General features: G+C 49.4%; 15 protein-coding genes. 1 reads left to right on the top strand and 14 read right to left on the bottom strand.

Features of this window, described 5'->3' with window-relative positions:
- Positions 1-36: 36 nt before the first annotated feature.
- The 6 genes from D6024_RS15400 to D6024_RS15370 all read right to left on the bottom strand — a co-directional run bounded on the left by D6024_RS15400 (position 37) and on the right by D6024_RS15370 (position 9621).
- Entirely contained in the window at positions 37-2685 is a 2649-nt protein-coding gene (locus tag D6024_RS15400; protein WP_121355535.1) for a TonB-dependent receptor, read from the bottom strand.
- A 152-nt stretch (positions 2686-2837) separates the two neighbouring features.
- A complete protein-coding gene (locus D6024_RS15395; RefSeq protein WP_121355534.1) occupies positions 2838-3959 on the bottom strand; it encodes a hypothetical protein in 1122 nt (373 codons plus the stop codon).
- Positions 3960-4294: 335 nt separating this feature from the next.
- On the bottom strand, positions 4295-5011 hold the full coding sequence (locus D6024_RS15385) for a LytR/AlgR family response regulator transcription factor (protein ID WP_121355532.1): 717 nt from the start codon (positions 5009-5011) through the stop codon (positions 4295-4297).
- Entirely contained in the window at positions 5011-6051 is a 1041-nt protein-coding gene (locus tag D6024_RS15380) for a sensor histidine kinase (RefSeq protein ID WP_121355531.1), read from the bottom strand. The genes D6024_RS15385 and D6024_RS15380 overlap by 1 nt, the downstream gene beginning before the upstream one ends.
- Positions 6052-6228: 177 nt before the next feature.
- Positions 6229-7149, bottom strand: a complete 921-nt coding sequence (locus D6024_RS15375) for a sugar phosphate isomerase/epimerase family protein (RefSeq protein ID WP_121355530.1) — start codon at positions 7147-7149, stop codon at positions 6229-6231.
- A gap of 90 nt (positions 7150-7239) precedes the next feature.
- Entirely contained in the window at positions 7240-9621 is a 2382-nt protein-coding gene (locus D6024_RS15370) for a glycoside hydrolase family 3 C-terminal domain-containing protein (RefSeq protein ID WP_121355686.1), read from the bottom strand.
- 87 nt (positions 9622-9708) lie between these two features.
- Here D6024_RS15370 and D6024_RS15365 point away from each other — a divergent pair, with 87 nt between their 5' ends.
- Positions 9709-10488, top strand: a complete 780-nt coding sequence (locus tag D6024_RS15365; protein WP_205573292.1) for an NUDIX hydrolase — start codon at positions 9709-9711, stop codon at positions 10486-10488.
- Between the two features lie 2 nt (positions 10489-10490).
- Here D6024_RS15365 and D6024_RS15360 read toward each other — a convergent pair whose 3' ends face one another.
- From D6024_RS15360 to D6024_RS15320, 8 genes are all read right to left on the bottom strand, one after another.
- Positions 10491-12581, bottom strand: a complete 2091-nt coding sequence (locus D6024_RS15360) for an aldehyde dehydrogenase family protein (protein WP_121355529.1) — start codon at positions 12579-12581, stop codon at positions 10491-10493.
- Positions 12582-12600: 19 nt separating this feature from the next.
- Positions 12601-13749 carry an iron-containing alcohol dehydrogenase gene (locus D6024_RS15355; RefSeq protein ID WP_121355528.1) on the bottom strand — a complete coding sequence of 383 codons (1149 nt, stop codon included), beginning with the start codon at positions 13747-13749 and terminating at the stop codon, positions 12601-12603.
- An 11-nt stretch (positions 13750-13760) separates the two neighbouring features.
- Positions 13761-15113, bottom strand: a complete 1353-nt coding sequence (locus D6024_RS15350; protein WP_121355527.1) for a glutamine synthetase family protein — start codon at positions 15111-15113, stop codon at positions 13761-13763.
- A gap of 38 nt (positions 15114-15151) precedes the next feature.
- Positions 15152-16462: an ethanolamine permease gene (gene eat, locus D6024_RS15345; RefSeq protein ID WP_240410051.1), complete on the bottom strand. Its 1311-nt coding sequence runs from the start codon at positions 16460-16462 to the stop codon at positions 15152-15154.
- A gap of 182 nt (positions 16463-16644) precedes the next feature.
- Positions 16645-18051: a Gfo/Idh/MocA family protein gene (locus D6024_RS15340; RefSeq protein ID WP_121355525.1), complete on the bottom strand. Its 1407-nt coding sequence runs from the start codon at positions 18049-18051 to the stop codon at positions 16645-16647.
- A gap of 365 nt (positions 18052-18416) precedes the next feature.
- Positions 18417-18728: a hypothetical protein gene (locus tag D6024_RS15335; protein ID WP_121355524.1), complete on the bottom strand. Its 312-nt coding sequence runs from the start codon at positions 18726-18728 to the stop codon at positions 18417-18419.
- Between the two features lie 30 nt (positions 18729-18758).
- Entirely contained in the window at positions 18759-19046 is a 288-nt protein-coding gene (locus tag D6024_RS15330; protein ID WP_121355523.1) for a hypothetical protein, read from the bottom strand.
- A 981-nt stretch (positions 19047-20027) separates the two neighbouring features.
- Complete coding sequence (locus tag D6024_RS15320) at positions 20028-20453, bottom strand: single-stranded DNA-binding protein (RefSeq protein ID WP_121355521.1); 426 nt, start codon at positions 20451-20453, stop codon at positions 20028-20030.
- Positions 20454-20465 lie beyond the last annotated feature (12 nt).

The following is a 20465-nucleotide window of genomic DNA, read 5'->3' as shown; positions in this document are numbered from 1 at the left end:
GCCGCCCGGATGCTATAGGTTACAAATCATAATCACTTACTGTCCCATTCCCTGCATGGCACCTTGCGATCCTTCCTGCTCGCCTTTCATGTTTTTGCGTTTGAACAGCGATAGATCCATTTGCCCGAAACGGTACGAGAAGTTCAGGCGGAACATCGGCACATCGTTAAGGCGATGGCTGTTCTGGATAAAGAAGGTGCTCTCGGCGTAACGGTCGAAACGACGGGTGCGGAAAACATCGCTCACATTAAACGTCAGGGAGGCCGCATCGTTCTTCAGGAAACTTTTTTGCAGGGCGATGTCCACACCATAATTCGACTTGATGTAGCCCTGGGCTGCGCTTTGAGCGCCGCCACCGAAAGGACCGCCGCCGCCGGGACCAAATCCACCGCCCTGGTTCACCGGCAAATTGGTTTTGGACTGGTAGGTTCCCGAAATCTGCACCTTGAACTTTTTCGGCAGCTTGAAGTTGGAATTCATCTTGGCAAAATAGCTCCACAGCGGATCCTGCGACGAACCGCTGCTGATATTTTCCGTGTTGATCTTCGAATTGTAAACGTTCAGGTTTGCATTCATATCCCACCATTTGGTCAGCGTGTTCTGGGTCGTCAACTCAAAGCCAACAGAGCGGCTTGAATTGGCGTTGATGTAAGTGCTGATGGGACGCTTTTCGTTCCCGTTCACCGAAATGGTATCGAGAAAACGGGTGATCAGGTCAGTGGAGTACTTGTAATAAACCGATGCCAGGAAGGTATTGTTGTTTTTATACGTTTTTGTATAAGACGCTTCCAGGGAATTGGTAAACTCCGGTTTCAACCCTGCATTACCCCGGCTCCAGTTCAACTGGTCGGTTGAATCGATAAAGGGAATGATCTGCATAAAGAACGGCCGGTTAATCCGGCGTGTATAGCTCAATTGCAGTTCCTGCTTGTCTTTCAGCTTCTGGCTTAAGAAAATTGAAGGAAAGAGACTCAACGGGTATTTGTTAGTGAATGTTTGCTTGGAGTCGGTCAACTCACCCTGGTAATCCGAACTTTCGCCGCGCAGCCCAAGCTGGTAGCCAAAGTTTTTAATTGCGTTCGTAAAGGAAATATAGGCCGCGTACACATTATCCTTGTTTTTATAGTTCGTGGTCGACGACGGCACGAGCACGAATTCGCCGGTTCCTTGGTTGAGATAATAGTTGCCCTGTTTATTGGTCAGGTCGCGCAGCTGTACCCGTGCGCCGGCTTCGATCTTGCCCGAAGTACCAATTGGGTTGACATAATCCGTTTGCAACGTAGTAAACTTGTTGGTACCGCTACCCAGGATCTGCTGTTGAATGTTGCCTTTTTGTGCTCCACCCTGCGCTGTATAAACATTGGTGTTATAGTAGGAACTGCTTCCGTTCTTACCAGAGAAAATATTGACATCACCGGTCCACTCCTCGCCTTTCTTGGGAAAGTTGTATTTGAAGCCCCCGGTAAATCCGTGCGCATTGAATTCGCGATGGTTGGTTGTAGTCCGCTCACTGTAGCTCAGGTACTGACCGTTCGCCAGCGAGCTATCGGTGCGCAACACATCGCCGGGATTGAATTCGCCGTGTACACGAATGAAGCCAGCCGACAGCGTGGTGCGGTTCGTTACAAAATAGTCGAGGCCGGCGCGGCCAAACAGGAAGCCACCTTTCATGTTGGTGCGGCCGTCCTGGTTCACCAGCAAATTAGGCGAAGAAAGCAGGCTGCGGATATCGGTCGTGCTGGTGCTGCGGTTGCGCATCTGGTTGCCAAAACCGGCTAGTGAAAAGTTGACCTTGTTGGAACGAACGCTCAGGCTTGCCCCGCCGTTCACACCGCCTCTTTTATCAACTCCGGCGTTTATGGTGCCGTTGTAACCACTGCGTTTATTTTTCTTCAGTACGATATTCAAAATACCTGCATTCCCACCCGAAGCATCGTATTTTGCAGAAGGATTTGTGATCACTTCCACACTTTCAATGGCATCGGCCGGGATCTGGTCAAGTGTCAGCGTCGTTGGCCGTCCGTCGATGTAGATCTGCGGTGCCGCATTCCGAAGCGTGACGTTGCCATCAATATCCACATTCACCGAGGGTACATTTTTCATTACATCTACCGCGGTACCGCCGGCACTTACGATATTCTGTCCAACGTTAAAAACTTTTTTATCAATGTCCATTTTAAGCCGCGAGCTGGTTGCCGTAATAACCACTCCCTGCAGACTTTTCGAATCTGTCTGAAGCGTGATTTTTCCCAGGTCTTTTTCGAAGGCGCCTGCCATCGCACTCAGGTCGGGCATGCCACCTTGCTGCGAACGGGGAGCCGCACCGCCGCCTGCCGGCATTTTCATTTCAAATTGTACCTTCTGGGTCAGGGGCAAAAAGCCCACGCCGCTGATGCTTAGTTTCAGCGGGCCGAAGATGGGAAGACCTTCCAGGTTGAAGTCGCCATTGCCTTGCGTGCTGACACCTTTCAACAGCACATCCTTCATTTTCTTGGTTGCCGTGTCCATCTTGCTTTGCAGCACAACTACAGATGCGTCGGCAATTCCCTTACCGGTACTGTCCACCAGTTTACCGTAAATGCGGCCAATACTAGGCGGCGCCTGGCGGCCACCGCCGGCAGGAGTCTGTGCTGCCAGGCCAAGGGTCAGAGAAAACACAACGAGCAACGTAACTAACTTTTTCATAAACCGATTTTGGGATTTGTCATTGTAAAAATAATTCTACTACCTGCCGCAACCGGTGGAAAAGAGACGAGTACCGCAAATGCCGCGACGAAAAACAGCCGCAGGGACATTTTATCCAAACCGAAAGACTATGCTTTGGAGAATGGTGACGCTTATTCTTTCAGGTCGATGACAACCTTGGCATTTTGTTGTTCTGTAGAAGAAATATAAACCTGGTAGCGCTTTTCCTTGGTCGTAACGATCATCAGAGAGGTATTGGGAGGAATGGAGCCGAGGTTGTTTGCCACCATCACGAGTTCGTGGTGAGGCTGATCCTTGTCGACCTGGATGCGCAGGCGGATGGGCTTTTGCGACAGCCGCTGCTCTGCCAAAACCAACACATTGTTATGATAAATGCTCACGGTATCGCCATCAATTTCACCGTTGTCGTAGAGGTCGATCAGGAGTTCGCCTGCAGCCGTTTCAATCTGGCGGACCAATGTATTTGTCCGTTGTTTCAACACCAGTGGTGCCGGGACGAATGAAGCAGGTTGCGGCCGGACGACAGGTTTTTCGCTTTCTGGTACGACCGTGACATTTTTAGCAACGGTTACAATCTTGCTTTCTTTTCTGACAGGTGTTTGAATCGGAGCCGGCTTGTCAACTTTTTTCTTGACAACCGGCGGTTCCTTTTTAGCAACTGGCGGGACTTTCGCGACGACGACCGGTTTGGGCGGTGGCGTTTTTACGCATTCCTGGAAGGTGATATCATCCAGGGCAAAATCGTTGCCGCAACCACCCGGAGCCGTATTGACCATCGAAAGGATCAACTCTGTTTCGTTTGCCGGCATGGTAAACGTGGCACGGTGCTGTATCCAACGCGGTTCGTCCGTTCTGGGCAGGTCGCCGGTGACAAACTGGGCAACGGTCTTACCCGACCGTGTTTGCAGCCGGATGGTTAAATTGGGCAGCAACGGGTAAGGGCATTTGTCGCTTGGTTTACAAACATTCATCAGCCAGGCGCCAAACTGGTAGATTGTTGCTCCCTTAAACCCAGCTACCTGGGTAATGAAAAACAATCCATCGTTGTAGGCCGAATTGACCAACAGCATGTTTCCATCCACATCGCCGGGTGTATGGTCTTCGGTAAGCGTATGCCAGTCGCCGTTGAAACAATCACTGGTGTACGCTGTAAATGTGTAATGACCATCGGAGGGACAGGAAGAAGAAACACGATCGTACAGAGCAAGCGTGGTGGCGTTCACATCACGAACATTGCCGCTTCCAAAATGCATGAGGAAAAAAGGCTTTTTAAATGTGCATTGACCTGTCTGGGCATGTAGGTTATTGCCGAATGTGCCTGCGATGCAGGCCAGCAAAACAAACCGTATAGCGTTTGCCCACCTCATTTGTTCTAAAAGCTACAGCAAATCCGGAAAGGAAAAAAATGAAGTTTGACGGAAGGCGGCCCGGGATGTTAAACGATCGCTGCATGGCCGGAAATGGCGCCGGAAGTGTTGTACGCAATGACTTGTACGGTTTCCCTACTGATCACCCTGGATTAGAGTTTGCGGCAAGACCTTGCAGACATGGGCTTTCCCGGTTGCCGGTTGGCGATTGCAAATAGGTATTACCCCGCTCTCCCGATCACCTTAAAGAGTGCGTCGCGATAATTATCGCTCAAGGGCAATTCCTGTTCGCCCAAAAAAACGCTGCCTTTGCGAATGGACGTAATGGCAGCAACAGCAGCCATGTATGATTTGTGAATGCGCACAAACTGCGTCGGTGGCAATTGCTCTTCAATGGCTTTTATGCTCATGCGTGTAATGACAGGTTTCGCGGAATTTTTAAGATGTATTTTCAGGTAGTCTTTCAATCCTTCAATCCAGATGATGTCGGATTTTTGGATTTTGACCAGGCTGTATTCCACGTTCACAAAAAAATAGTCCTGCACGGACGCCTCTCCTGTTGTTTTGCTTTTTGTTCGCAGTTGGTGTAAGTCCAGTGCCTTGTTGCAGGCCTTGATAAAGCGATCGAGTTCCACCGGCTTCACCAGGTAGTCGACGACGGCAAGATTGTAGCCTTCCAGCGCATATTTTTCGTAGGCGGTAACAAGGATAAACATGCAATTTTGCAAGGGGCTGCTTTGAATGAACTGAAGGCCGGTCAGACCCGGCATTTGGATGTCGAGAAACACCAGGTCTACCGGCTGGTCCTGCATGACCCGGATGGCTTCTAACGGGTTGCTGCAGCTGGCCACAAGTTGCAGGTAGGGCACTTTTCGAATATTGTCCTCCAGCAGTTCCAACGCCAGTTCTTCATCGTCGATCGCGATACAGCGTAGCATTAGTGAAGATTTAAGTGAAGCGATACTAAAAACCATCCATTTTCCTTTGCAAAGGATAGCGTATGATTTTGGTTGTACATTAATTCCAATCGCCGCCGCACATTGTTGAGACCAATGCCGGAGGTTTTATCTTTTGTTTCAGCAAGTTCCCCGTTGTACCGGTTTCGAACCTCAAAAAAAAGAACGCCGTCTTTTACCGCCAACTTTACCTCAATCGTGGCATCGGTCAGCAGGCCGGTGCCGTGCTTAAACGCATTTTCCACGAAAGGAATCAATAGCATCGGTTCGATGGTGTGTCCCTTTTCCAAGATGCTGAAACAGGTATGAATGGCGACATTTTTTCCGAACCGCTGCTTCTGCAGGTCGATATAACTTTGCAGGTATTCCACCTCTTTTTCCAACAGCACCTTGTCCTCCCCGGTTTCGTAAAGCATGTAGCGAAGCAGTTGCGAAAGCTTGATCAGTGACGGTTCCAGGTCGTCTGATTTTTTGCGGGCCAGCGCCACCATGTTATTCAGCACATTGAACATAAAGTGCGGGCTGACCTGCGACCGTAGAAAGGACAATTCCGTTTTCAGATTTTCCGTCTCCCTCTCCTTTCGCAACCGGTTTTCTTCCATACGATCCCAAAGCACCCGGTAGGCTGTGCTGACTATGACGATAAAGAAAAAGAAGGGAAGGTTAAACACGAAAAAATTCCAGACATGGTATGCGCCGTTTGTGATAAACAAGGAAAAAAAGAGCCGGTCGCCGGCAAATAAAATTGCCAGTGCCACCACCAGTGAAAGAAGATAAGCCAGGATTTTTTTCTGGTAAGCCAGCTTCGGAACAAGAAAATAGGCATTGAAATAAAAAAGAATCATCCGCAGCAGGTTGTTCAGGAAAAAAAGGTAATAAATCCCGCTTAGCTTTTGCTGGCTGGCCGGCGCATTGTTGTTGAATATCGGTCGCAACAGGTGGGGATAGGAAAAAAACAGGATCCAAACAAGCACGTGGATGCTTACGGTTACGACTTTCCTTGTTGACCATCGGCTGCTCATGTCACCAAATCTCCGAAAAAAGTTTTCGCGGCAATTGTGTATGCGACAAAAAACGGCTTTGTGTCTACCAAACCACTCGCATGGCAATGACACTATATTTTTCAAAAACAAGCCCCTGCAGTGACTGCAAGGGCTTTGTTCATTGATTGGAGGGAGTTTAAAGAAAAATCGGTGCGATTATCCCGTGACCGTTTTAAGGTAAGCCATGCTTTCTTTGATACTGGCAAACGGATCGGCTGGCATATCGTGTTCGACAAAATAATTTTTCAGGCCCGCAACAGCGGCAGCCATAAAGATAGGCTTGTAATCGATAGTACCCTTCCCAACTGGTAATACTATTTTCCGATCGGCATCCAGGTCTTTCACGTGCCATAGCGGGAAACGGCCCGAGTGTTTCGCAAACAAGGCTACCGGGTTTGCTCCACCCTTGATGGACCAGGCTACATCCAACTCCATCTTTACCAGGTCTTTGTCGGTTTCGGAAAGAAAGAGTTCATACGGAACCACGCCTTCCACCGTATTGAATTCGCGGTCGTGGTTGTGATACGCAAATTGTATCCCGGCTTTTTTAGCGGCTTCCGCCGCCTTGTTTAGCACAGCGATCGAGGCCTTGATTTCGGCCAGTGTTTCCATTGGCGTGCTGGCGCAAACAAGATAGGTAACACCTCCTTCAGCCACTTCGTCGATCACCTCCTGGTAATTGTCCCGCAGGTTTTTCATCGGCGGAATGGTGATTGGCTTGCCATCCGGACCAACAGGAAGCTTTGCATTTGCCGGCAATTTGAACGGTGCGCCGAGCACATGGTGCGACTTCCAGGTCATGCCCATGTCTTTCAGAAGGGAAGAAAACTCTTTTGGTTTAAAGCCATAATATCCGCCCTTGCGGCTGAACGCAGATTCAATGTTTTTATAGCCTGTGGCTGCAATTTGCTCCAAAGTACCTTTTACATCGTTGTCGATCACGTTAAAAAACGTGTACAACTGCACACCCGGTTCGGGCAGGGCCGCGGGCAAAAACGATGAAGGCAGTTTCGACAGCATCAGTCCTCCCAGGGAGGCCATGCCGGTTTGCTGGATGAATCTTCGTCTGTTAAGCATCGATGAAAAATTTATGGTTTATTGGTCCACAGAAATACAGGCATTTGGATTCCCTTCCTGCAAGATTTCAAATGAAGAAAATTGGTTCGCTTAAAAGGCTGGCCGTGCTGCGGCTTTCAATTCAGGGATCGACACTTCCGGCACCAGCACTTTATGCACTTTTTCAACGTTGATCTCTTTTGGCAGGCTGAAGGTTGTCGTCTGCCGGATATCCAGTGAGGACGCACCGATTTTGACCGCATATTTACCGGCTTCCGCCACCCACGAAGAGGTGTTCGTATCAAATGAAGCTAAATCCGCCGCACTGATCGTAAAGCTGATTTTCTGCGACTGTCCCGGTTGCAGCAACGCGGTTTTGGCAAATCCCTTCAGTTCTTCCGAAGGCTTGTCCATTTTGTTTGCAGGCGCACTGATGTAGAGCTGCACCACTTCTTTTCCGGCAACCTTACCGCTGTTGGTGACCGTAACCGTTGCGGTCAGCTTTCCGTTGAAGGTCGGTGTGCTAAGCTGTAGGCCGCTATAACGAAATGTTGTATACGACAATCCATAACCAAATTCATAGGCTGGTTTTACGCCAAAGGTGTTGAAATAACGATACCCGACATACACGCCTTCTTCATAGGTCACTTCTGCGGGAACCGCTTTCATGCCCATCATACCTGTTGTGGCTTTTTCAGGGAATTCTTTGCCCGGAAAGGTTTTTGCCGACGGCACATCATTGTACGTTGCAGCGAAGGTTGTCGCCAGTTTGCCCGATGGTGTGACCTTCCCGCTCAACACGTCTGCCATTGCATTGCCGCCTTCCAGGCCTGGCTGCCAGGCCAGCAAAATCGCGTCAGCATTGTCGCGCCACTGTGCTACGTCGATCACGCCTCCTATGTTTAATACCACCACCACTTTTTTCCCTTTCGCATGAAACGCATCGGCGACGGTTTGGATCATTGCCTTCTCGACATCGGTCAGTTCGTAATCATTGGCCACCTTGCGATCCCGTCCTTCGCCGGCATTCCGGCCAATCGAAATAATCGCCACATCTGCCGCTGCGGCTTTGGCAGCCACCAGGTCCTGTGCAATTGGAAACTCGGCTAACGGCGGTGTAGGATTCATAAATTCCTGGAAAAAACTCTTTTTCGGACGTTTGGCAATCTCACCGGCGATATAGCCCGTGTATACTGTTTTCAGGTCGCCGTCTATGGAGTAACCCGCTGCGGCCAGGCCAGCGGCCAACGCAATTTTATAAGCCTTGTTCACATCACCGCTTCCTGTGCCGCCGGCAATCAGTTCATAACCATTGATTCCAAAAAGAGCCACCGTTTTTTTATTCTTATCAATGGGCAGTGCCTGCTTTTCATTTTTCAGCAGCACCATACCTTCGGCAGCCGCCTCGCGGGATATTTGTGCGTCGCGTTTGAGGTCGGGCTGGTCAGAATAATGGTAGCCTTTGAAAGACGGAGACAGCAAAATAATGTTCAGGATTTTTTCAATGTTTTGATCCAAAACACTTTCCTGTAACTGCCCGGCATTTACGGCATCCATGATCGCTTTTGACTGCGCTGCGGTACCGGGCATCAGCAGGTCATTGCCGGCTTTCATTTGCCCGACGGGATCTTTGCCGCCAAACCAGTCGGTCATGACAAAACCTTTAAAGCCCCATTCGTCGCGAAGGATGGTTTTGAGCAAGTCCGGATTTTCGGAGGTGTATTTTCCGTTGATGTAGTTGTAGGAACTCATGACCGTCCAGGGCTGCGAACGCTTGACGGCAATCTCGAACCCCTTGAGGTAGATTTCCCGCATCGCCCTTTCGCTCATGATGGTGTTGACGGTATTGCGGTTGGTTTCCTGCTCGTTCCCCGCAAAATGCTTGATGGAAGTACCCACACCGTTTGACTCCACCCCGTTCACAACTGCTGCCGTCATCGACCCAGCAACAAGCGGGTCTTCGGAAAAGTATTCAAAATTGCGTCCGCCCAGCGGGTTCCGGTGGATGTTCAGCGCCGGCGCCAACAAGATATCGATTCCATACTCCTTTACTTCATGACCGAAGGCCGTTCCGACTTTTTTTACCAGGGCCGTATCCCAGGTGGAAGCCAGCAATGTTCCGACCGGCCAGGCCGTCGCGTAATACGTTTTTCCCGGGTGGTCTTTGCGAACACTGTCGATCCGCACTCCTGCCGGTCCGTCCGAGACGACGATTGACGGTATACCCAGCCGCGGAATGGCATAGGTGGTGCCGGCTGCCCCGGCCACTTTATCCTGTGTTTGCCCCACGGTTGGTCCACCGGCATTGGCGCCGGGCAGGCTAAATCCACGGCCTACAACCAGCTTGGCTTTTTCTTCAAGGGTCATGGCCCTGATCACATCCTTGATCGGTGCAACACCCAGTTTCGGTGCGTTTGTTTCCTGTGCAAATACGTTCGTTGTGAAGAAGAAAACTGAAGCGGCGGTTGTAGCAAGCAAACAACTTTTTTTCATTGCAAGCATTCTTTTTGTTATTTTGTCAATATGACACAATATAAATCACATTTTTTATTCTCACTATTTCTTTTTTAGTTGCAACCGATGGATGTACAGAAAAAAAATGTTTTGGGCGATATGCTTTTCGGTGGAGCGGAATTGTTTCTTCCCTCGGTGTCAGTTGATTGTGTCATTTTCGGCTTTCATGCAGGGGAACTGAAAGTGCTTTTGTTAAAAGGCAAACACGATCCGAAATGGGCCTTGCCGGGTGGTTTTATTTACCAGGATGAAAACGTGGAAGAGGCGGCAAGCCGGGTGCTGCAGGAGCGGACGCAATTGACAGGCATTTTTCTCCGGCAGTTTCACCTTTTTGGCGATGTAAAACGCACCGAGCAAAAACATGCACGGCGATGGCTGGAAGAGGCCGGGGTGGAAGATCCCGACTCGCACTGGATCATGCAGCGCTTTGTGACAATCGGCTATTATGCGCTTGTCGAATTCGAAAAAGTAAACCCTGTACCCGACGAGTATTCCAGCGAATGCGACTGGCACAATGTGCTGGAGTTGCGCAACCTGATCCTCGATCATAAGCAGATCATCGAAAAAGGACTCGAATCCCTACGCCTTCACCTGAACTTTCAACCGATCGGGTTAAACCTGCTGCCCAAAGAGTTCCCGTTGAAAGACCTGCAGTTGATTTACGAGACCATCCTTGGGAAAAAACTCGATCGCTCCAACTTCCAGCGGAAGATCTTAAGTTATGGCATTCTCGACCGGAAAGAAAAACAGTTCAGCGGTGGTTCGCACCGGGCGCCTTATCTCTATTCCTTCAACAAAAAGAAATATTTCAAAGCCCTGCAAGAAGGGTTGAACAAGGAGTGGTAAACTCATTTTCGCAAATGATAAGCTTTGGGACGTACAAAAGCACGCAGCCCGGCATGCGATAAGGTACTACCAAATCCGGACTGTTTTCTGCCGCTCCAGGGCAGGGCGGCGCTTACCCGGTCGCAGCAGTTCCAATAAGCAGTTCCTGTGTTGAGTTGCGCCAGGATCTTTTCAGCCCGTTGCTGGCTGCTGCTGTACACAGATGCCGTCAAACCGTAGTCGGTGTCATTCATCAACCGAACCGCGTCTTCATCGCTGGCAACCTTCATGATTCCAATAAGCGGTCCAAATGATTCGTCTTTCATCACCTGCATCCCGTGGTTGACATTCGCCAGCACGGTCGGCTCAAAATAATAGCCTTTGCCTTCCGCCGGCTTACCACCCGTCAGAATCAGTGCACCCCTGGAAACCGCATCATTGATTTGCTCACGGAGAAAAGCAACCTGCTCTCCCCTGCTCAGTGGACCGATATACACGCCATCGTCGGTGGGCAAACCTTTTTTATACGCTTTTACTTCCCGCACAAAGGCATCAACAAACGCATCGTAAATTTTTTCGTGAACGTACAATCGCTCCACCGCACAACAGCTTTGGCCATTGTTGTAAAATGCACCGTCGGCAGTGGCTGCAGCAACAGCGTTAAGATCGTCAACATCGTCTGCAACGTACAGCGGATCTTTCCCACCCAATTCGCACTGGCAGGGCACCATTTTCGGTGCCACCCGTTCGTAAATGTATTGGCCGGTTTTGTGCGACCCCGTAAAGAAGTAGCCATCAAACGGAAGATCGAGCAGAAAACCGCCAACATCCCCCCTGCCGATAGCCACCTGGAAAACATCCGCCGGAACGCCGGCTTCCATTAGCAGCTTTTCAATCTGCAAACCCGTTAGAGTGGCGTATTCGGAAGGCTTGTACAAAACCGCATTCCCTGCAAGAAGAGCGGGAACAAAAACATTCACCCCGACGAGGTATGGATAATTCCAGGCGGAAATATTACAGATCACACCGAGAGGCTCATAAACAATTTTTTCCTGCAGGCCGTTTTCGTCGGTCATCAATTCATCTGCCAAATATTTTTCTGCATTGCCGGCGAGCCAGTTGATGCGGGTACAGGCACCGTTGATTTCATTGCGTGCCTGCTGCAGCGGCTTGCCCATTTCCGAAGTCAATATAAGAGACAGTTCTTCGCTTTTCTGCTGCAGCAGTTTAGCGAATGTTCGCAGGATGGCAACCCGGTCTGGTACGTTTGTCTGCCGCCACACTTGCTGTCCATTTTGCAGGAGATGAAATTTAGCGGCAACTGTTTCCTTCGTGTCTTCGATCAGTTCCGTAATCAATTCTTCGGTTGCAGGGTTAATGACGGCCAGTTTTTTCATGTTTGTCTTTTTTACTTCCTGGATAAACCGCTCTTTGATTCGCTGCGACAAGGGATGCGCTTCTTTATTGTCCATTCGTTCGGGATGCCATTGTACGCAAAGAAGAAATGCCTTGTTTGTTTTATCGGACCATTCCAGGCCTTCAATCAGGCCGTCGCTTTCGGAATAGCAATTGACCTGCAAGCCCTGGCCGACGGCGTCTGGATCGGCCGCCTGGTGATGTGCACTGTTGGTCTCGTGCAGGGATTCACCGGCAATCGTTTCCAGCAAACTGCCGGAGACAATCCGCACGGCGTGAACCTTGTCAACCTCCGAATCTTTTTTGTGGATAAAATTGTTTTTCCCAAAATCCTGGATGAGTTTGCCGCCGTTCAACACATTCACCAGTTGCAATCCGCGGCAGATGCCCAACAGTGGAAGAAGGTGCAGTTGGGAGAAGTCATAAATTTTTTTCTCGAAAAGGTCACGTTGGATTTCAAATGCTCCCGGTGAGTGCGGATAGGCCAGTTGCCCGCCATAAAAAGAGGGATGGATGTCAATGCCGCCGGTCAAGACAAAGCCGTCGCAGGCCGCGATGTCTTCGGTATTGTTTTTTTCGAACGATAACTCCACGAGTTCCAGATCGTCCCCCAAATCGTCCGTTGTAAACCAATCCCAGTAGTACCGGAAACTGGTGCGGGAAAAGCTGATGCCAATCTTTTTCTTCGGCTGTTTCATGGATCATGCTGTTGACTGGTTACAGGGCTTCGGTATACAGTTGCCTGAAGTTTTCTCTTGTAACGGGCTTGGGATTATTGGGATGGGCAAAATCGGCGTAAGCTAAGTCAGACAGCGTTTCAACATGTTCCGGCTTTACGCCAATATCGCGAAGTTTGTGCGGAATGCCGATCTCCGCATTCAGGTCGAACAAATAACGGACAACGGCCTCGCCACTTTCGTCTTTCAGGTCAAGCGCTCTTGCCATACGGCGAAACCTGTCTTCAAATCCTTCGATGTTGAACGTCATTCCGTAAGGGATATTGACCGCATTGGCCAGGCCATGGTGTGTGTCCAGCAATGCCGAAAGCGGGTGTGCCAGCGAATGAACCACGCCAAGTCCTTTTTGAAACGCCACAGCCCCCATCAGTGAAGCCATCAACATTTTGCTTCGTGCCTCCAGGTCCGGCGCGTTGACCGCCTTCGTCAAGGAATTGCCAATTAAATGCATTCCCTCCAGCGCTATGCCTTCACACATCGGATGGGGCATTTTCGCCAGGAAAGCCTCCATGTTGTGTGTCAGCGCATCCATCCCGGTTGCGGCAGTAACGGATGGCGGCAAATCCATTGTCAGCTGCGGGTCGGCAAATACGATTTTCGCCAACAATTTTGGCGAAAAAAGAATTTTCTTTTGATGCGTTTCATCGTCGGCAATGATGGCACTTCGCCCCACTTCGCTACCGGTGCCGGCTGTGGTTGGAATGGTAATAAAATGCGGAACATCGTTTGTCACATACACGTCGCCACCCACCAGGTCATCGTAGATAAAAAGGTCTTCGCGATGATTGATCCGAAGGCAAATGGCACGGGCCACGTCCAGTGCCACACCACCCCCGATACCGATCATCGAATCACGGTTTGCTGCATCGTACGCACTGGTGCCTTTGTACACATCCGATTTCACCGGGTTTTTATGCAGGTCCGAAAACACCTCCACCGAAATGGCCTTCCGTTGCAGGTCAGAAACAATCTTTTTAAAAAACGGAAGTTGCACGACCACCGGGTCGGTAACGATCAGGGGACGTTGTAAATTATTTTTTTGCAGGTAATCGCCCAGTTCATTGCTGGCACCGGCACCGAAACGGATGGTCGTCGGAAAATTATACTGGTAAACGGTATCAAATGTCATGAAGCGTTTGTTTAAATGATCTCAAAATAGCGCTTGTATTCCCAGTCTGTCACCGCCTTCAGGTGTTGCCGCCACTCCCATTCCCGTGTTTGCACAAAATGCGCTGCAAATCCCTCCCCGAATATCTCTTTTGCAATCGTCGATGCTTTCATTTTCGCCGTTGCTTCTTCCAAGGTCGCTGGTAGTGTCCCGTTCGAAAAATCAAGATAGCCGTTGCCGCTGGTGGCCGGTTGTTTTAAGTCCAGGCCATTTTTGATGCCGTACAATCCTGCCCCCAGGCAACCGGCCATGGCCAGGTAAGGATTTACATCGGCACCAACGACTCTTGTTTCCAGCCTGCAGGCTTTTTTATTTCCCGGCAATACACGCAAGGCAACCGTGCGGTTATCGAAACCCCAGGTTAGCGTTGTCGGGGCCCATGCACCTTCCACCAGGCGTTTGTAACTGTTGATGGTGGGTGCAAACAGGGGCAGGATATGCGGCAGGCAGAACAACTGGCCTGCAATGTATTGTCGCATCGCGGTGCTGATGCCGTTCGCATCTTTTTCGTCATAAAAAGCATTCCTGTCTTTGTGCCACAGGCTCTGGTGAATGTGTCCGCCACAACCGGGAAGAGTTTCGCTGATCTTGGCCATGAACGTGGCCAGTATGCCGTGACGATAAGCGATCTCTTTCACTGCCGTTTTAAACAACACGGCACGGTCGGCCGCCTCCAGGATGCCGGAATATAAAATTGCCGCTTCCAGTACACCCGGCCCGGTTTCGGTGTGCAGTCCCTCGAGCGGAACATCAAAGTTTTTCAGGAGTTGGAACAGGTCGGTGAAAAACGGGTTGTTCAACGAACTGCGCAAGATGGAATAACCAAACATTCCCGGCGTCAGCGGCGAAAGGTTTTTAAAATTTTTCTCCGTCGCCGACTGTGGCGTTTCTGAAAAATTGAACCACTCAAATTCCTGCGAGAAACAAGCGGTAAAGCCTAATTCTTCCGCATCGCGTACCAGTTTTTTTACCAATTGCCGCGGACAAACGGAGGATGGTTTTCCCTGCTTATCTATGAAATCGCCAAGAAAAAATGGAATGTCTTCCTCCCAGGGGATTTTGCGAAAGGTGTCCAGATCAATTCGAGCGGGTGTATCGGGATAGCCGGTATGCCAACCTGTAAAGCGACCATTGTCATACGCTACGTCGGCAGCATCCCAACCGAAGATCACATCGCAAAATCCCGTGCTCCCCTCGCAAACCGAAAGGAACTTTTCCGTCGAGATATATTTTCCCCGCAATACGCCGTCGATGTCGGTAAACGCAATCTTCACTTTTCCCGCCGGATGCTCCCTGACATACTGGATGATTTTATTTGTCTCCATATCCTGATTAGTGAGGATAATTTACACATTATCCTTTTTTATTCACGATGAAAAAGTTTGAAAAAAGCATAGCAAACGCCGATCAGCAGGAAATAGATCACCGCCAGCAGCCAGTTAAAAACGGCCATTGCCACAAACGAAACAAGAGAAATGACCAATGCCACGACCGGCAATACCGGGTAAAATGGGACGCTGAACGGCCTTGGCAAATTGGGTTCCCTCTTCCGCAACCGCAGGAGCGAAAGCATTGACAGGATATACAGGGTCAATGCGCCAAAAACGGAAAGGGTAATGATCTCGGCGGTTTTCCCGGTCAGCAATGCCACAATGCCAATCAACATGTTTGCCACGAGAGCGTTGGAAGGTGTGCGAAATGTTGGATGAATTTTCCCAAGAAAGGCCGGTGCAAAGCGCACCCGGCCAAATTCAAAGCTCGAGCGTCCCGCGGCCAGGATGATGCCGTGAAAGGACGCAATCAAGCCAAACAATCCAACCATAACAAGAAGGTGGTAAAAAAGATGCCCCGATCCGACAACCTGTCCCAGGGCAAGCGGCAGCGGCGAGTCGGAAACGGTGCCGTCGTCTTTGTACACAACCTGTCGCCACCCGGCAACACCAACGGCGCTGATGAAGGTCAGCAGGCACAAAACAACCAAGGTTAGGATGGCCGAACCAAACCCTTTGATGATTGTTCGCTGCGGGTGAACCGTTTCTTCGGCTACATTGGCCACGCCTTCGATCCCGAGGAAAAACCAGATTGCGAAAGGCAGCGCAGCCATCACGCCCTGCCAGCCATTTAAAAAAGCTTCCCGCTGCAAATTTGCAAACCGCACAGAAGGCATCGTGATGCCGGCAAACAGGAGCAATTCGCCAACAGCCAGGATCGTGATGACCAGTTCGAAGGTGGCGGCGGCTTTTATACCAATTACGTTCAGGATTGTAAAACCCACGTAGGCAAAAATGGCAATGGCCAGCACGGGAAATTGCGGAAAAAACAGGTTGAAATAAGCACCGATTGCAAAGGCAATGGCAGGCGGCGCAAAAATAAATTCAATGTTTTGCGCCATGCCTGTTAAAAAACCAAGGTCATCGCCAAACGCTTTTTTTGCGTAATCAAACGCACCACCCGCCTTGGGAATGGCACAAGCCAGCTCTGTAAAACTGAAGGTAAAACAAACATAGAGGAGGATAATGCAAAGTGTGGCGACTGCCATGCCGCCGGTTCCGCCTTTCTCCAAACCAAGGTTCCAACCGAAATACATACCCGAAATCACGTAGCCTACGCCAAGACCCCATAGCATTGTTGGCGTGAGTGTCCGTTTTAATCCCGCTGGATGCTGTGGTTGCAAATGAAAAAGTTATGCTACCCAAGTTAAGCACTTCTGGTCTGTAAGTAAAAACGCTTTCACCACTTTTATCCGGATATTCATTGAACGATAAAACGTTGACCTGCATTGTACGTTTATTGTCTTTGACAAGTAACCAACGACGACTTCCAGAACCCTGCCTTTTTGTTGTTTCTACCGATCGTTTAAACGGATAGAATTTTCATTTCCACCGGGTCCCAATGAATGATTTTCTTCTCGAAATAACTGTCGTTGCAGGCCAGGCAGGGTGCAGCTGCCCGAAAGCCAAAAACCGCATCTTCAACCACCGGCTTGCCGGTTCGTACACTTTCAAAAAAGTTCGTAAAGTGGTCCAGGTGCTCGTTGTAGCCACGCGGCGCCTTGTAGACAACATCTTCCTTTTTGAGCGCTTTCTGATCCGCTTCACTCCACCGTTCGTTGTATTGTTTTTTTAAGGTTTCCTGCATGGCCGCGGGATAGGTTCCCAGCGCATCCCAGCCACCGATTCCCGGCGCTTTGGGCATGAGGCTGTGGCGCACTGTAAGATCATTGCCGCCGATCTCCATCACGCCTTCTTCTCCTACCAGCTTTACCGAGCCACGGTCGCCGTCGCCACTGATAAAATTGACACGCAACACCAGTTGGAACGGCGGATGGTCGGCCGTTTCCGGGTATTCCATAATAGCCGTCATGACGTCGGGCACATCGCGTCCATCTTTCCAGTACGAAAATTGCCCGGATGAAAATATTTTTTTAGGGCCTTTGGAACCGGTGATGACATGAACGCCGGAAAGAAGGTGCACAAACAGGTCGCCTGCCACACCGGTACCGAAATCGCGGTAATTCCGCCACCAGAAAAACTTTTTCGGATCGTAGGGAGTTTTTTGCGTGCCGGCAATGTAGCGATCCCAGTCCACCGTGGCAGGAGAGCCATCCGTTGGCATGGTGTATTGCCAGGCACCCAGCGCACTTTGCCGGTCAAACGAAGCCTCAATCATATTTAGCTTCCCAATTTCGCCGGCCTGGTACAATTCCCGGGCTTTTGCATACACGACGCTGCTCACCCGCTGGCTGCCAACCTGCAACGGCTTTCCCGTGCTTTTTTGTGCGGCTACCAGGCCTGCACCTTCCCTGATCCTGTGAACCATGGGCTTTTCGCAGTAAACGGCTTTGCCCTTTCTCAAGGCTTCCTCCGCAATGCGTGCATGCCAGTTATCGCTGGTTGCTACAATCACGGCATCGATGTCTTTCCGGTCAAGGAGTGCCCGGTAGTCCTGTGTGGTAAAAATGTTTTGACCATAAAGCTCTTTTGCATGTGTAAGCCGCCCCTGGTAAAGATCACAAGCAGCGATCAATTCCACCCCCGGTACCTTCAGGGCGGTGTTCACATCATTATAGCCCATGATGCCCATACCGATGGCACCAAGGCGAATCCTGTCGTTGGCGGTAATTTTCTTTTCGCTGGCAATGATGCGTTCTTCAATTTTTTCTTCGGCAGCCAGACCGGCCAGAGGTGTTGCGGCTAATGCGAGTGTGGAACCGCCCAAATTCTTTAGGAATTTCCGGCGGGATGGTTGTTTGTCTTGTTGCATGGATTTAATTTTCAATAAGCAAGCAGGTAAAATGAACCAGTACGGACCGACGTAGGCCTTTACCCTTGATGCAGGAAGATAATGCGTTTTTTTTAACGATCAGCATGACAAGTAAGCAAAGCTGCTATACAACGTTTCGGACTGGCACGTTGAGTAAAAGCGGAAGGAATAGATATACACCGAAGGTTTCAACAGGATTTGAGATAGACCAGAAAAACAGGACATGGCAGGATGGGACAGCTCGTAAGCCGGAAAGAATATGGCGCCAACAAACTTTCCCGATTTACATTCAATCGATCTGCCGATTCCCGGAATAAAAAAAGGCTTTACAGTGTGTAAAGCCCTGACGAAAGCAAAAATCCTTTCTATTTGTGTTTCTTGGCCGAATCAATGTTCGCCTTAACAGCTGAATCTTTTTTCTCGACCGTATTTTTCATGGCATCAGCTGAAGAGTCAATCTTGTCTTTCCGTACATCAGCAGCAGAGTCGATTTTATCTTTCTGCTCGCTGGCTACAGAGTCCATTGAATCTTTCCTGTCTGCCGGTGTGTTTGCGCTGTTGCTGCAAGCTGCAAACGTAGCAGCGGTAGCCAATACCAGAAATAACTTCTTCATGGTTTTCGTTTTTGAGGTTTTAAATAATACTATTAATACCTGCAAATTCGAAACGTAACCCATTTTGCGAAGAATTTTTCAGGCAGCTTTCCTTCAGTCAAGAGAAATCTCCTGCTCTTTCAGCAAAGCGACCACATCACGGATGATGTGAAAATTTCCATCCATTTTACCCCGAAGGGAAACAGGCTGGCCATTTTGCAGGGTAAACTTCAACTCGTGAGGGATATTCGCCACCTGCCGCTCACTTTCAGACAGGCAGGGCTTCAGACTATAATGATCATCTTCTTTACAAACATCGAAAGCAACGTTATGCTGACGAATAACGCCACCAGACTGTTTATAGGGGACAAGGATCTCTACGGTGGTGATTTTCTGGTTCATGAAGTGTGTTTATCGGAATGAGTGGAATATCTTCTATCCTTAAACCTTTTATCGTTGCCTAATTTCCTTTATCGGAAGGATAATTTTCGTGCCATTTCACACCTTTTCCAATGAAATGATGCTAAAAATTTGAAAAATGATAACGCTGAGTTACATTAACTTTTTCACGCATTCAAGACACGACGAGGCGCAAAAGATTATGACTGCTTCAGCCGGCAAAGCGGAAAGGGGGTCAAAAGAGAAGATGAAAAAGAGAGAAAGGATGATGGTGGTTGCCTGTGAACAACATCGATTCCCGGCGGACAATAATAATAGACACCAAAAGGTCCAAGAGCCAAATAATCCGTATCAAACCGAGATCCGAAATCTAAAAGCGAGCTTAACCTTACCGGGCCAGAACAGGTCCATTACTTCGACTTAACGAGAAGGATCACCGCATTTGCTGATTGCTCAACAGGATACAAGGCATTAACACACTGGCTTTCTCACATAGTCAGGCAACTGACCTGTGCGAATTAGTTTTCACAAGATCAGTGAAACGGCTTTCAATGGGAAGGGTAGCGAAAGAACTAGTACCGGCCTGGTGCCGATTTCAAATTGGGTTGGTTTTACATTGAACGAGGTGATTTTACAACGAGGCCTGGAACGAAAAAGAAGAAGTTGACTGATACTGAATTTTACAGTTTGGCTTTTCAGGAATTGGACAATTTCAAAAACTTATTAGACGGTTTTCTTTTGGATAAATCGGTTTTCAACAGGATTGGATGGCATTGATACAACGATCAATCAACTTCTAAAACAAATGTACAAACACCCGTCACCCGTAACAAGGGCAGATTTTCCCTATTTCAGCCCCATGGTTATTACGCCTAACTGTCGTAAACAACCGTAAATCACAATCGTAGATCTACGTATTTAAAAGTGGAGCAAAAACAAAAATGCCCCGGCTTCGGGGCATTCTTCTGTAACTTCTTTTCGTTATTAGAACGGCAGATCGTCCGCTACATCAGATCCAATTCCGGCCGGAGAAGACTGCTGCGCCTCCTGTGGACGGCCTGCAGATTCGTTGCCTCCGAGTCCGCTACCTTCCCCACGGCGGCCTAACAGTTGGATATCCCGTACCCGCAGTGAAAGCGAGGCGCCGGCAGTGCCGTCGTTACGGGTAAATGAACGTACCTCGGGAGCGCCTTCCACAAACACCTGCGTACCTTTTTGCAGATAGGGTGCAATGGCAGTGCGGTCGGTCCAGTAAGCACAATCAACCCAGGTTGTTTTTTCCTGGTTGTTGCCCTGGCTGTCCCTGTACTTTTCAGTGTGGGCCACTGTGAAGTTGATCACATTTTTACCGTTAACAGTGTTAACGACGCAATCTTTACCCAGATTGCCGATAATTTGCATTTTAATCATAGTGCTCGAAAT

This window comes from Flavisolibacter nicotianae (assembly GCF_003628535.1).
Taxonomy (GTDB): Bacteria; Bacteroidota; Bacteroidia; order Chitinophagales; family Chitinophagaceae; genus Flavisolibacter; species Flavisolibacter nicotianae.
Note: the sequence above shows the minus strand (reverse complement) of the source record. Positions and strands in the feature narration are given on the sequence as shown.